We start from the raw sequence: 14,334 nt of genomic DNA, 5'->3' as shown, positions 1-14,334 counted from the left end.
GGCGGACCGTCCGAACGGATGGTCCGCCTTCGGCGTTTGCGCAGGCGTCGTATGACGGGCGCGTGAGGCGTCGCCGGACACGCGCGTGGGGGCCGCCCGAGACCCGGGCGGCCCCCACGCGCGCGTGGTCAGCGACCGAGGGCGCGGCGCCCGCGGCCCTGGGAGAGCACCGGCAGGTTCCGGGACGGCGCCTGCCCGCGCGTGTCCTCCTCGATGCGCAGGGCCAGCGCGGGACAGCGGCGCACCGCGCGCAGCGCCTTGGCCTCCGCGTAGCGCGGCACATGGGCCTGGGCGACGGTCGGGAACCCGTCGGCGCCCAGCTCAAACACCTCGGGCAGGATGTCGGCGCACAGCCCGTGCCCCCGGCACAGCGTCCAGTCGACGTGGATCTTCTGGCGGCTGGAACCGGTCTCCTCCGCCTCCGCGCCGCCGGGGATGCCCGTCGGGGCCCTGCCCCCCTCGAAGAGCGGCAGAACGCCCTCCACGGGTCGTCCGCAGCCGTTGCCGAGGACATGGGCGGCCAGGTCGTCGGTGAACGCCTTGACGGTCGACTCCAGGAACATCGCGGAGCCGTCCGGGTGTGAACACGCCCCGCGCCGCTTCACGTTCTTCGCGACCTGTTTCAGCGCCTCCAGGGCGGCCGGTCCGCCGCCGTTCAGGATGTCCTCCATCCCGCGCGCGGCGGCGGGCAGTCCGAGGTAGCAGGGGCCGCACTGGCCCGCGCTCTCCTCGGCCAGCCACTGCGCCACCCGCAGCGACTCGCCCAGCGGACAGGTCTCCTGGCTGATCGGCAGGATGGCGCCCGCTCCGAGGGAACCGCCCACCGCGTCCAGCGAGTTGCGGGAGACGATCGCCTCGTTGACGGTCGCCGCGTCGATCCACTTGCCGTGGTAGCCGCCGGTGAGCACGCCCTGCGGCACCGGCGGGGCACCGGCCAGCTGCAGCACGTAGCGCAGCGGGACGCCCGTGGGGACCTCGATCACCATCGGGCGGGCGACCGCGCCGGACACCGTGAGCATGACGGTGCCCGGTTCGTCGTACAGGCCGGTGTTGCCGTAGCGCTCCGGGCCGATGCGCGCGGCGATGGCCAGCTGCGCGAACGTCTCGGCGTTCGACAGCAGGGTGGGCGCGCCGCCGACGCCGTTCCGGGACGCGCTGACCTTGCGGCCGGGCGGGATCGCGGGGCCGCCGTCGATCGAGCGGACCAGTGAGGACGCGGCGCCGGTGACCATGCGTACCGGGTTGCGCTGCACCCACGCGCGGAGCGCCGACCTACGGGTGTTGCTCAGCCCGCGTTCGGCGAGGGCGGCCTCCATGGAGCGCTGGGTGGACTCCCGGGTGACCCCCACCACGAGCGTGCGGGCACCCAGGGCCTCGGCGCACAGCAGCGCCCCGTCCAGGATGAGGTGCGGGGCACGGTTGATGAGCACCGTGTCCTTGCGGCAGGCAGGTTCGTCCTCACTGCCGTTGACGACGACGACGGGCCGCACCCCGCGCTTGATCGCGGACTCCGCGACCGAGCGCAGCTTCTTGTGGAACGGGAAGCCGGCGCCGCCGCGGCCCTTGAGGTTGATGCCCTCGGCCAGTTGGGCCAGCTGCTCGCCCCCCAGCGGGTCCAGCGGCCCGTGCACCTTCAGGTGCATGGGCAGGTCGAGCCGTTCCACGAGGTCGAACCCGGAGGTGAGCTGCGGCAGGCCGACCACGCGTACCTCTGGGACATCGGGCAGGGCCTCGTTCACCTGTAGCCTCCGGACGGCGTGTTCCAAGGTTCGCCCGAACCCGGAGCCTCGTAAGGGGCACCGGGGGATGGTTCGGTGGCGGGACCGCTGTTGTACGTGTCACCCGAGTTGTACGTCCCGTAGAGGGTGTTCGTCTCACCTGTGTCGTACACATCACTTCCGCCAAGCCCGCCCGCGCCGGGGGTGCCGTAGGCCGGGATCGTGTAGCCCGTGTCCTGGAGCGGGTCGTACGCCGACGGCGGGGCCTCGCCGACCGGCGGCGGGGACGGGACCGGCCAGCTGCCCGAGGTGCTGGAGGGGCCGTCCACGCGCGGGACGGCCTGGGTGGCGGCCTGCGGGTCCGCCGGGAGGTCCGTGCGGGCGGTCCGGCCCGCCGCGTACGGCTGCTGCCCCCGGCCCGGCGTGGACACGGCCCGGTAGGCGGCCGCGAAGCCGGAGGCGGGCTCGGCCGCCGGGGCCGCGGGGGACTGGTAGAGCGGCATGCGGGCGGTCGCCGGGCCGGCGGGCGCCCGCTGCGGCTCCTGGCGGCTCCTGGAGCCCCCCAGGGACGATTCGGCCACGCGCGCGCGTCCGGCGTCCAGATCGTCGAGCTCCGGCCGCTCGGGGCCGCCCAGCAGGCCCATGAGCCGGTCGGCGACCTTGCGCTTGACCGGGCGCGGAGCGGAGCGCAGGGCGAGGCCGGCCATCACGCCCAGCAGCGACAGGCCGTAGAGGATCACGAAGACCGGCTTGGCGGTGCGGCCGGCGTACAGGCCGTGCACCAGGGCCGCGCACCAGGCCGGGTAGGCGAGCATGTGCATGGCCCGCCAGCGCGCCGCGACGGGCGCCGGGGCGGCGAAGTTGCTGCGCAGGGCGCCGGTGACACCCACGAAGATCATCAGCAGGCCGGCGAGCGAGCCCAGCCCGATCAGGCCGCCGATGCCGGTGAAGCCGAGCGAGAACGGGATGATCGCGCCGATCACGCGCGTGTGGTCGAGCGCGATCTTGGTGGTGATGTGCAGCAGCAGGAACGCGATCGAGGCGACCGCGGTCGTCCGGTGCACCGCCTGGCCGATGATTCGCTGGCGGATGTCGAGGAGGATCCGGTCCTGCGCGACCAGACCCCAGATCACCGAGCAGCTGAGCGAGACGAGGGACAGGACGCCGGCGCCGAAGTTCAGGAACTCGCGGAACTGGCTGCCTCCGACCAGCACGATCACGGGTATCAGCAACAGGACGACAGCGGTCGCCACCCCATAGGCCGACCGGCCCGGTTTGGGTAGCGAACTGTTACTACGACGAGGGTTCATGGGGGCAACTCCGAGCAGTTTCGGGAAAGCGGTCCCGCTGCCGAACTCTAAGGGGCGCCATACTGATCAGTACGGGGTTTGAGTTATTGCGCTGTTATCAACGGACAATGTGATCGGGGCGATGTCCCCTTAGTGGCTGTTACGCGAAGTAATCACTGACCTTGGTTCAGTCCATGTTCTGGATCGATGGCATGTCCACATGCCATACGGAAGCGCGTCGCGGCTTGCTCAAGGGCTGCGGTACCCTAACGCCATGCGTGCCGTACGCCTTCTGCTTAGCGGGCCGCGCTGATCAGTACCGACCACCGGACGAGCCTGTGGTCGGCATCGGCGCGGCGACCCCTCCTGTGCGAGGGGCTTTTTCGTTTCCGCAGGCAGAGACGATCGATGGAGCTTTGAGGATCATGAGCGAGACGAACCCCGCTGCTGCCGCCGCCACGTCGGCGGAGGTCGCGCCGCACCGCTACACGGCCGCCGTGGCGGCCGAGATCGAGGCACGCTGGCAGGACTTCTGGGACGCCGACGGCACCTACGCGGCGCCGAACCCCAAGGGCGACCTGGAGGGCGACCCGGAGCTGGCCGCCAGGCCCAAGAAGTTCATCATGGACATGTTCCCGTACCCCTCCGGTGCGGGCCTGCACGTCGGCCACCCCCTGGGCTACATCGCCACCGACGTCTTCGCGCGCTTCCAGCGCATGACCGGCCACAACGTCCTGCACACCCTGGGCTTCGACGCCTTCGGCCTGCCCGCCGAGCAGTACGCCGTGCAGACCGGCACGCACCCGCGCGTGTCCACCGAGGCCAACATCGAGAACATGAAGGCCCAGCTGCGCCGGCTGGGCCTGGGCCACGACAAGCGCCGGTCGTTCGCCACGATCGACCCGGACTACTACAAGTGGACCCAGTGGATCTTCCTGCAGATCTTCAACTCCTGGTACGACGACGAGGCGGACAAGGCCCGCCCGATCTCCGAGCTGATCGCCCGGTTCGAGTCCGGTGAGCGCGCGATCCCGGGCACCACGCGCGCGTGGGGCGAGCTGAGCGCCGCCGAGCGCGCCGACGTCCTGGGCGAGTACCGCCTGGCCTACGCCTCCGACGCGCCGGTCAACTGGTGCCCCGGCCTGGGCACCGTGCTGGCCAACGAGGAGGTCACCGCCGACGGCCGCTCAGAGCGCGGCAACTACCCGGTCTTCAAGGCCAAGCTGCGCCAGTGGAACATGCGCATCACCGCCTACGCCGACCGGCTGCTGGACGACCTGGCGGAGCTGGACTGGCCCGAGGCCATCAAGCTGCAGCAGCGCAACTGGATCGGCCGCAGCGAGGGCGCCCGCGTCGACTTCCCGATCGACGGCGAGCGCATCACCGTCTTCACGACCCGCCCGGACACCCTGTTCGGCGCGACCTACATGGTGCTGGCCCCCGAGCACCCGCTGGTCGAGAAGTTCACCCCGGCCGCCTGGCCCGAGGGCACCCACGACGTCTGGACCGGCGGACACGCCACTCCGGCCGACGCCGTCGCCGCCTACCGCGCGCAGGCCGCCGCCAAGTCCGACGTGGAACGGCAGGCCGAGGCCAAGGACAAGACCGGCGTCTTCATCGGCGCGTACGCGACCAACCCGGTCAACGGCCAGCAGGTCCCCGTCTTCATCGCCGACTACGTCCTGATGGGCTACGGCACCGGCGCGATCATGGCCGTCCCCGCAGGCGACCAGCGCGACTTCGAGTTCGCGCGCGCCTTCGAACTGCCGATCACCTGCATCGTCGAGCCGACCGACGGCCGCGGGACCGACACGTCGACGTGGGAGAACGCCTTCGCGTCCTACGACGCGAAGATCATCAACTCCGCCAACGACGACATCTCCCTGGACGGCCTGGGCGTCGCCGAGGCCAAGGCCCGCGTCACCGAGTGGCTGCAGCGCCGCGGCATCGGCGAGGGCACCGTCAACTTCAGGCTGCGCGACTGGCTGTTCAGCCGCCAGCGCTACTGGGGCGAGCCCTTCCCGATCGTCTACGACGAGGACGGCACCGCCCACGCCCTGCCCGAGTCGATGCTGCCGCTGGAGCTGCCCGAGGTCGAGGACTACAGCCCCCGCACCTTCGACCCCGACGACGCCGACACCCAGCCCGAGACGCCGCTGTCCCGCAACGAGGAGTGGGTCAGCGTCACCCTGGACCTGGGCGACGGACCGAAGAAGTACCGCCGCGAGACCAACACCATGCCCAACTGGGCGGGTTCGTGCTGGTACGAGTTCCGCTACCTGGACCCGCACAACGAGCACCAGCTGGTCGACCCCGAGATCGAGCGGTACTGGATGGGCCCGCGCGCGGGGCAGCCGCACGGCGGAGTCGACCTGTACGTCGGCGGCGCCGAGCACGCCGTGCTGCACCTGCTGTACGCGCGCTTCTGGTCCAAGGTCCTGTTCGACCTGGGCCACGTCTCCTCCGCCGAACCGTTCCACAAGCTGTTCAACCAGGGCATGATCCAGGCCTACGTCTACCGGGACAGCCGTGGCATCGCGGTGCCGGCCGCCGAGGTGGAGGAGCGCGACGGCGCCTACTACTACCAGGGCGAGCAGGTCTCCCGGCTGCTGGGCAAGATGGGCAAGTCCCTGAAGAACGCCGTCACCCCGGACGAGATCTGCGCCGAGTACGGCGCCGACACCCTGCGCCTGTACGAGATGGCGATGGGCCCGCTGGACGTCTCCCGGCCGTGGGACACCCGCGCGGTGGTGGGCCAGTTCCGGCTGCTGCAGCGGCTGTGGCGCAACATCGTCGACGAGGACACCGGCGAGGTGACCGTCGTGGACACCGAGCCCGACGAGGACACGCTGCGTGCCCTGCACAAGGCGATCGACGGGGTCCGGGGCGACCTGGAGGGCCTGCGCTTCAACACCGCCATCGCCAAGGTCACCGAGCTGAACAACCACCTGACCAAGGCGGGCACGGCGGTACCGCGCACGATCGCCGAGCCGCTGGTGCTGATGGCCGCCCCGCTGGCCCCGCACATCGCCGAGGAGCTGTGGCGCAAGCTGGGCCAAACCGGCTCGGTCGTCCACGAGGACTTCCCGGTCGCCGACCCGGCTTACGTCGTGGACGAGACCGTGACCTGCGTCGTGCAGATCAAGGGCAAGGTCAAGGCCCGCCTGGAGGTGCCGCCGGGCATCTCCGAGGAGGAGCTGGAGAAGGTGGCCCTGGCCGATGAGAAGGTCGTGGCCGCGCTGGACGGAGCGGGCATCCGCAAGGTGATCGTGCGGGCGCCGAAGCTGGTGAACATCGTCCCGGCGTAACGGCTCGGGGTAGTCCCCTACGGGCAGGTTCGGGGTCCTTACGGAACTCCGGGCCTGCCCGCAGCGTTTACGGTGGAGAGCGAAGCGGCGCATGCCGCACGGGCCCGAGGAGGAGCGTCGTGGAAACAGTGCTCACCGTGATCGCCGTGTTCCTCCTGCTCTTCTTCGGCCTCGGTGTGTACGCCCTGGTCAAGGCGGTCGGCGCCGCCAAACGCGGCATGGACCGCACGGTCGCGCAGGCCCGCCGCACGGTCGAGGACCACACGCTGCGCGCCAAGTCCCTCGGCCGGCCGGGCCCGGCAGGCGAGATCGCCCAGCTGCGGCTCGCCCTGCGCACCTCGATGCGGGCCACCCAGGACGCGCTGGCCGCGGGCGTCGCCGGGGACGAGTCGCTGAAGGAGTCCCTCGGGCTGTTCGAGCGGCTCAGCGCCCACGGCCACGAGCTGGACCACGAGCTCAAGCGGCTGGAGTCCGACCCCGACCGGGCCACGCTCGCCGCCCGGCTGCCCGAGCTGCGCGCCCGCACCGAGCGCATCACCACCTCGGCGGACTCCCTGCGCTGGGCCGCCCACGACCGGGGCCGCCGCTTCGCCGACGACGACCTGGACGCCCTGAGCGCCCAGATCGACGTGGAGGCAGGGGCCCTGCGGCACTGGACCAGCGCCGAACCGGCCGACGGGCCGGCAGCGCCCCCGTGGCCCGGCGCCCCGGCGCCCGGGACCGCGTCAGGGCCGGCCGCTCCCACCTCCCCTCCCCGGCAGACCCCGCAGCAGGCGCCCGAGCAGCGCGCCGCCCAGCGGCCCGCCGCGCCCTCGATCGCGCCGTCGTCCCGGCCGACGCCCCATCCCTGGCAGAAGAACCCCCGCCCCGAGAGCACCACATGACCGGACCGCCGCCGATGAGACCGGCCCGGCCGGTCCGCCCGGCAGGGGCCGGGCTGCCGCCCCGGCACCACGGCAGGTAACCTCCAGCTCATGTCCCGCCATGTCGCGATCGTCACCGATTCAACGGCCTACCTGCCGCCGCGGACGATGGAGCGTCACGGCATCACCGCGGTGCCCCTGACCGTGGTCCTCGGCGACCAGGCGCTCGAAGAGGGCACCGAGATCTCGACCCGCTCGCTGGCCCAGGCACTGCAGAAGCGGCGCCCGGTCACCACCTCCCGGCCCAGCCCACAGACGTTCGCCGAGACCTACCGCAGGGTCGCCGACGCCGGCGCGACCGGCATCGTCTCGCTCCACCTCTCCGCCGAGCTGTCCGGCACCTACGACGCGGCGGTCCTGGCCGCACGCGAGGCACCCGTCCCGGTGCGGGTGGTGGACACCGGCATGATCGCGATGGCTCTCGGTTTCTGCGCGCTCGCCGCGGCCGAGGCGGCGGAGAGCGGCGGCACCGTGGACGAGGCCGTCACCGCCGCCGAGAAGCGGGCCGCGGGCACCTCCGCCTACTTCTACGTCGACACCCTCGACTATCTGCGCCGCGGCGGCCGCATCGGCGCCGCCCAGGCCCTGCTCGGCTCCGCACTGGCCGTCAAACCGCTGCTGCAGCTCGACGGCGGCCGCATCGAACCTCTCGAAAAGGTCCGTACCGCGTCCAAGGCCATCGCCCGTCTTGAGGAGATCGCCGCCGACCGGGCCGGCGGTGCCGAGGTCGACATCGCCGTCCACCACCTGGCCGCCCCCGACCGCGCCGCGGCACTCGCCGACCGGCTCAGGGTTCGGGTTCCGGGGCTGGCCGACCTTCATGTGAGCGAGGTCGGGGCGGTCATCGGCGCCCACACCGGGCCGGGACTGCTGGGCGTGGTCGTCTCACCCCGATGAGGCGAGATTCCTCGGTCCCCTGCTGTCGGTGTCATCACCCGTGAGGGTGATGACGTTTTCCACAACCGGCCAGTTTTCCCCGGGAATTGACCAAGATCATCACGAAGTGGCGAGGTGCCCCATCCTCGGGGCATGGCACTTCGATCACGTTCCCGCACAGCCGTCCCGACCAGCGGCCCCGGCCGGGGCCCCGCCTCCGACGGCCGCATCCGGCACCGCGGCGCCGCCGCCGGTCACCGCCGCGCCCGCCACCGCCCGCCCGCCCCGGCCGACGAACTGCGGCGCCGCGCCCAACTCCTCTTCGGCGAGCGGGCCGAGGCGGGCCGGGAATCGGGGAGCGGCCCACCAACCGATGAGTCGGCGCGCACGGAAGAGTCGGTCACGGTCGCGGAAGAGGGCGAGACGGACACGGTGACGGCAGTGACGGACACGGTCACGGACCTGGCCCCCGGCCCGCCCCCCGAACCGGTAGCCGCCCAGCCGTCACGAGGCCGGCCGGCGTCCGCCGAGGCGGTGCCGCCGGTGCCGCCGGTGCCTGAGCCGGCGGAGGCCGCCCTCCTCGGCCGGGGCGCGCGAGCCGGACTGGCACTGCGCGAGCGGTTGCCGGTGTGGATGCAGGCCCGCTGCGGGGTGGAGCGCCGGGGTGTGGTCGCGCTCGCCGTGGTGCTGGTGGCCGCCGCGCTGTTCGCCGTGCAGCACTTCTGGGCGGGGCGGACCCAGACGGTGAGCGCGCCTCAAGTCGTACGGGCGGAAGTGCCGTTCAAGAGGAAGGGCGGTGCGGGAACGACATCCATGGTGGCGGCGAGTCCGTCCGGGACACCGGGTGGGGAGATCGTCGTGGACGTCACCGGCAAGGTGCGGCATCCCGGCATCCGGCGATTGCCGACCGGCTCCCGTGTCGCCGACGCACTGCGCGCGGCGGGTGGCCTGCGGCCGGGCACACGGACGGAGAACCTCAACCAGGCCCGCTTCCTGGTCGACGGCGAACAGGTCGCCGTCGGCACCCCGGCGGCGGCTCCGCCGGCTGTCCCCGGCGGCACCGGACCGGCGGGCGCGGTGTCGGGTTCCGGCCCCGGACCGACGGCCCCGGTGCCCCTCAACACCGCGACCGCGGCCCAACTCGACACCCTGCCCGGCGTCGGTCCCGTCCTGGCCCAGCACATCATCGACTACCGCACCCGGCACGGCGGCTTCCGCTCCGTGAACGAGCTGCGCCAGGTCAACGGCATCGGCGACCGCCGCTACACCGACCTGCGAAGCCTGGTAACCCCATGACCGACGACCCCCCCGCCCCTGCGGCAGCCGGACGAGGAACGGCCTCTGTCGGTACGCCGGTTCGTGGTGGCGCGGTTGCCGAGGGCGGCGCCTGCCTGCCGGCCGCCTCCGCGCGCAGCGCCGTGCATGCGGCGTCCGGTCACCGGCGGGGGGACGCTCACCCCCGGCAGGAGGGGCCGGTGGATCTGCGGCTGGTGCCGGCCGCGCTCGCGGTGTGGGGGACGGCGGCCCTCGTCCTGGTCCTGCCGCCCGGCTGGGCGGTCGGGATCACCGGTATCTGCCTGGTCGCCGGTGTGGTGCTGTTGTCGGCCGGGCGGCCGGGGCGGGCCCGTGCGCGGCTCGGGCGGGCGCGGGCTCCGGTGGCGGCCGTTCTGCTGTGTGTCGCCGCGGCCGCCGCCTCCGCCGGGTTGCACGGGGCGGACGTGCGGCGCGGACCGGTGCCGGAGCTGGCGCGCCGGTTCGCGACCGTGACCGCCGAGGTCGAGCTGAGCGGCGATCCCTGGCTGAGCAGGCCGCGCGTGCGCGGCGATCACGCGGCACCGGTGTCGGTACTGGTCCGCGGGGAGGTACGGGAGGTCGAGCAGCGCGACGGGACGGCGGTGCGCACCCGCAGTCCGGTACTGGTCGTGGTCGACGCCGAAGTGCCGGCGCCCCAGGCGACCGGGGCGCGGGAAGCTCCGGTGCCGGGCGCGCACGGTGGGCGATCCGGCTGGCTCGGGCTGCTGCCGTCCACCCGGCTCCGGGTGACCGGACGGCTGGCTCCCGCCCTGGCCGGTGGGGACCGGACCGCCGCGGTGCTGCGCGTGCGGAAGCGCCCGGCGCCGGAGATCGTCGCCGGACCGAGCGGACCCCAGCGGCTGGCGGGGCGGCTCCGGGCCGGACTGCGGGAAGCGACCGAGGGACTTCCGGCGGACGCGCGGGCACTGCTTCCCGGACTGGTCGTCGGGGACACCTCACGGATCACGCCGGAACTGGACGACGCCTTCAAGGAGACGGACCTGGCGCACACCCTCGCCGTCTCCGGAAGCAACCTCACGATCCTGCTCGCCCTGCTCATCGGGCCGCCCGGCCTGGCCCAGCGGGCCGAGCGCCGCGGCCTCGCCCCGCGCCTCGGACTCTCCCTGCGGGCGACCGCCCTGCTCGCCGAGGTTCTGACCGTGGGCTTCGTCCTCGTGTGCCGGCCCGACCCCAGCGTGCTGCGCGCCGCGGCCTGTGGCGCGGTCGCCCTGCTCGCCCTCGCCACCGGGCGCCGCAGATCCCTGATCCCGGCGCTGGCCGCCGCCGTCCTGCTGCTGGTGCTGTACGACCCGTGGCTGGCCCGCGGCTACGGCTTCCTGCTCTCAGTGCTGGCCACCGGTGCCCTACTCGTGGTGGCACCCGGGTGGAGCGAGGCGCTGCGGCGACGCCGGATTCCCGCGCGGCTCGCCGAGGCGCTGGGTGCCGCTGCCGCCGCGCAGGCGTGCTGTGCGCCGGTCGTGGCGGTGCTGTCGGCCCGGGTGAGCCTGGTCGCGGTGCCCTGCAACCTGCTGGCCGAGATCGCGGTGGCCCCGGCCACGGTGCTCGGGTTCGCGGCGCTCGCGGTGGCCCCGGCGGCCATGCCGGTGGCCAAGGCGCTGGCCTGGTGCGCGGGTTGGCCCGCCGCCTGGATCGCGAAGGTCGCCCGTACCGGGGCCGCCCTACCGGGCGCCGGGGTGGACTGGCCGGGCAGCTGGGCGGGGGCGCTGCTGCTCGCGGCGGTCACCGCGGTGGCAGCCCTGGCCGGACGGTGGCTGCTGCGGCACCCGTGGTGGTGCGCAGCACTCGGGGCGCTGCTCCTGCTGGTCGTGGTCCGGCCGGCCCCGCTGACCCGGGTTGTCACGGGCTGGCCGCCGCCCGGCTGGCGGTTCGCGATGTGCGACGTCGGGCAGGGCGACGCGACCGTGCTGGCCGACGGCCAGGGCGCCGGGGTGGTCGTGGACGCCGGACCCGACCCGGAACTCGTCGACCACTGTCTGCGGGAGCTGGGCATCACCAGCATTCCGCTCCTTGTCCTCACCCACTTCCACGCAGACCACGTCGCCGGCCTGACCGGTGTGCTGCGGGGCCGCACGGTCGCCGCGATCGAGACCACCGGATTCGAAGAACCGGCACAGGAGGCCGAGTTCGTCGGGAAGGAGGCCGCCGCACGGCACATCCCGGTCAGCAGGGCCGTAGCGGGGGAGGAACAGCGCACCGGACCGCTCAGCTGGCAGGTGCTGTGGCCGCCGGCCGGACCGGCAGCCGAGCCGGACGGCCCGAACGACGCCAGCGTCGCGATCCTCGTCCGGACGGGAGGACTGCGGCTCCTGCTGCTGGGAGATCTCGAACCCCCCGCGCAGCAGGCCCTGCTGAACTCGCCGGTCGCCGCCGAACTGGGCGCGGTGGACGTGCTGAAGGTCGCCCATCACGGCTCGGCGTACCAGGACCCGGATCTGATACGGCTGGTGTCGCCGCGGGTGGCGCTCATCTCGGTGGGAACAGGCAACCCTTACGGCCACCCGGCACCGGCGACCGTCGCCGCGCTGCGGGCCGACGGTGCGATGGTGCTGCGCACGGACCGGGACGGGGCCATCGCGGTCAGCGGGAGAGGGGGAGCGGGCGGGGAACTGCGGGTGACCAGAGACTGAAGGGGCCCGGTGCGCCCAGACTGGGAGGATGAACCCGAGCCAGACCGATGCCTACCTTCGCCGTATCGGCGCCGCCCGCCCCGGACGGGCCACCGCCGGCGCCCTGCGTGAACTGCACCTGTGCCATCTGCGGACGGTCCCCTTCGAGAACCTCTCGATCCACCTCGGGGAGGAGATCGTGCTGGAGGAGAAGCGGCTGCTGGACAAGGTGGTAGAGGCCCGGCGGGGCGGCTTCTGCTACGAACTGAACGGCGCGTTCGGCGCGCTGCTCGCCTCGCTCGGTTACGAGGTCGTACCGCTCGCGGGCCGCGTCTACGGGGACGAGGGCCGGCTCGGGATCCCCTACGACCACATGGCGCTGTGGGTGCGGTCGGTGGACGGCGCCGAGTGGCTGGCCGACGTCGGGTTCGGGGCGCACAGCCACTACCCGCTGGCCTTCGCCGACCGCGCGGAACAGGCCGACCCCGGCGGCACGTTCCGGCTGGCCGAGGCGGGGCCGGACGCGGGCGGGGTGGCGGACCGGGACCTGGACGTCGTACGGGACGGCAGGCCCCAGTACCGGCTGGAGACCAGGCCCCGGGCGCTGGCGGACTTCACGGCCGGAGCCTGGTGGCACAGCACCTCGCCGCGTTCGCACTTCACGCGGTCGCTGGTCTGCTCTCGGATCACCGGGGACGGAGGACGGATCACGCTCAGCGGGCGCAGGCTGACCACGACCGCCGCTGACGGCACGAAGGAGGCACGCGAGCTGGCGGCCGACGAGGAGGTGCTCGCCGTGTACCGGGAGCGGTTCGGGATCGGGCTGACCACGGTGCCCGTGGTACGGGAGGGCGGCCGGAACGGCTGAGAATGGGGACGTGAGCGATGTGAGACATGTGCTGGTGCTGCCCGACCGGGATGCCGCCGAGGAGGTGGCCGGGGCGCTCGGGGAGCGGTTCCGGGTGGACGAGGAGCCGCGGCTCGTCCGGGACGCGCTGGCCGGGGAGGACGACGCCGAGGACGCGCAGTGGCTCGTGCTGCTGTGCGACGAGGAGGGGCGGCTGGACCCCGGGGAGCTGGACGCGTTCGTGGGGGAGTGGGAGGGGTGGCGGGAGGAGCCCTGACACCCGTGATACCCGTGACACCCCGCTGTGTTGTCAGTGGGGCGTGCCATGCTTGTCGCGATGGCCAGGAAGACTGCGAATGACGACCCTCTCGCCCCGGTGACACTCGCCGTGGGCCAGGAGGACCTGCTGCTCGACCGTGCCGTGCGGGAGGTGGTGGCCGCCGCGAGGGCCGCCGACGCCGACACGGACGTACGGGACCTGACCCCGGACCAGTTGCAGCCCGGCACGCTCGCCGAGCTGACGAGCCCGTCGCTGTTCGCGGAGCGCAAGGTCGTGGTCGTACGCAACGCGCAGGACCTGTCCGCCGACACGGTCAAGGACGTGAAGGCGTACCTCGGGGCGCCCGCCGAGGAGATCACGCTCGTGCTGCTGCACGCCGGCGGGGCCAAGGGCAAGGGGCTGCTGGACGCGGCGCGCAAGGCGGGGGCACGGGAGGTGGCCTGCCCCAAGATGACCAAGCCGGCGGACCGGCTGGCGTTCGTGCGGCAGGAGTTCCGGGGGATCGGCAGGTCCGCGACACCCGAGGCCTGCCAGGCGCTGGTCGACGCGATCGGCAGTGACCTGCGGGAGCTGGCCTCTGCGGTGGCGCAGTTGGTCGCCGATGTCGAGGGCACCGTCGACGAGGCCGTCGTGGGGCGGTACTACACGGGGCGGGCCGAGGCGTCGAGCTTCACCGTCGCCGACCGGGCGGTGGAGGGGCGTACGGCGGAGGCGCTGGAGGCCCTGAGGTGGTCGCTGGCGACCGGGGTGGCGCCGGTGCTGATCACCAGCGCGCTGGCGCAGGGGGTCCGGGCGATCGGGAAGCTGGCGTCCGCGCGTGGGGGGCGGCCGGCGGATCTCGCGCGGGAGCTGGGGATGCCGCCGTGGAAGATCGATCGGGTGCGGCAGCAGATGCGGGGATGGACGCCGGACGGGGTGTCCGTGGCGTTGCGGGCGGTCGCCGAGGCGGATGCGGGGGTGAAGGGTGGGGGCGATGATCCTGAGTACGCGTTGGAGAAGGCGGTCGTGGTGATCGCCCGGGCCGCCCGGTCCCGGGGGCGCGGGTAGGCCCGCCGGGGCTCCGCCTCAGGCCCCGCCAGGGGCTCCGCCCCTGGACCCCGCCTCGCCCGCCCACCACCCGACTCGGTGGGTCGAGCCCTGAACGAACGGCCGCGCCCGCTCGGTGAGCTGAGA

At 73.3% G+C, this 14,334-nt stretch carries 10 protein-coding genes; 8 read left to right on the top strand and 2 right to left on the bottom strand.

The features are described 5' to 3' along the window. Positions 1–128 precede the first annotated feature (128 nt). Both ABZ854_RS20655 and ABZ854_RS20650 read right to left on the bottom strand, forming a co-directional pair. Positions 129–1,739, bottom strand: a complete 1,611-nt coding sequence (locus tag ABZ854_RS20655) for an NADH-ubiquinone oxidoreductase-F iron-sulfur binding region domain-containing protein (protein WP_361212742.1) — start codon at positions 1,737–1,739, stop codon at positions 129–131. Then, on the bottom strand, positions 1,736–2,971 hold the full coding sequence (locus ABZ854_RS20650; protein WP_361212739.1) for a cytochrome b/b6 domain-containing protein: 1,236 nt from the start codon (positions 2,969–2,971) through the stop codon (positions 1,736–1,738). Before ABZ854_RS20650 ends, ABZ854_RS20655 begins: the two co-directional genes overlap by 4 nt. A gap of 461 nt (positions 2,972–3,432) precedes the next feature. On the opposite strand from ABZ854_RS20650, the gene leuS reads away from it, so the two are divergent. The 8 genes from leuS (at position 3,433) to holA (ending at position 14,208) form a co-directional block, all read left to right on the top strand. Continuing rightward, on the top strand, positions 3,433–6,315 hold the full coding sequence (leuS, locus tag ABZ854_RS20645; RefSeq protein WP_361212737.1) for a leucine--tRNA ligase: 2,883 nt from the start codon (positions 3,433–3,435) through the stop codon (positions 6,313–6,315). Between the two features lie 119 nt (positions 6,316–6,434). Next, positions 6,435–7,199, top strand: a complete 765-nt coding sequence (locus tag ABZ854_RS20640; protein WP_361212734.1) for a hypothetical protein — start codon at positions 6,435–6,437, stop codon at positions 7,197–7,199. Positions 7,200–7,289: 90 nt separating this feature from the next. Continuing rightward, entirely contained in the window at positions 7,290–8,135 is an 846-nt protein-coding gene (locus tag ABZ854_RS20635; RefSeq protein ID WP_361212731.1) for a DegV family protein, read from the top strand. Positions 8,136–8,267: 132 nt separating this feature from the next. Further along, the gene (locus ABZ854_RS20630) at positions 8,268–9,410 is read left to right on the top strand and encodes a ComEA family DNA-binding protein (RefSeq protein ID WP_361212728.1); all 1,143 of its coding nucleotides are present in this window, start codon (positions 8,268–8,270) and stop codon (positions 9,408–9,410) included. Between the two features lie 122 nt (positions 9,411–9,532). Next, a complete protein-coding gene (locus ABZ854_RS20625) occupies positions 9,533–12,055 on the top strand; it encodes a ComEC/Rec2 family competence protein (RefSeq protein WP_361212875.1) in 2,523 nt (840 codons plus the stop codon). 28 nt (positions 12,056–12,083) lie between these two features. After that, complete coding sequence (locus tag ABZ854_RS20620) at positions 12,084–12,902, top strand: arylamine N-acetyltransferase (RefSeq protein ID WP_361212725.1); 819 nt, start codon at positions 12,084–12,086, stop codon at positions 12,900–12,902. 10 nt (positions 12,903–12,912) lie between these two features. Next, the gene (locus ABZ854_RS20615) at positions 12,913–13,158 is read left to right on the top strand and encodes a hypothetical protein (protein ID WP_361212722.1); all 246 of its coding nucleotides are present in this window, start codon (positions 12,913–12,915) and stop codon (positions 13,156–13,158) included. Positions 13,159–13,218: 60 nt separating this feature from the next. Beyond that, positions 13,219–14,208, top strand: coding sequence for a DNA polymerase III subunit delta (holA, locus tag ABZ854_RS20610; RefSeq protein WP_361212719.1), 990 nt, complete (start codon positions 13,219–13,221; stop codon positions 14,206–14,208). The last annotated feature ends 126 nt before the right edge of the window (positions 14,209–14,334 follow it).

This window comes from Streptomyces sp. NPDC047028 (assembly GCF_040644095.1).
Classification (GTDB): domain Bacteria; phylum Actinomycetota; class Actinomycetes; order Streptomycetales; family Streptomycetaceae; genus Streptomyces.
This window is presented reverse-complemented; position numbering and strand designations above follow the sequence as displayed.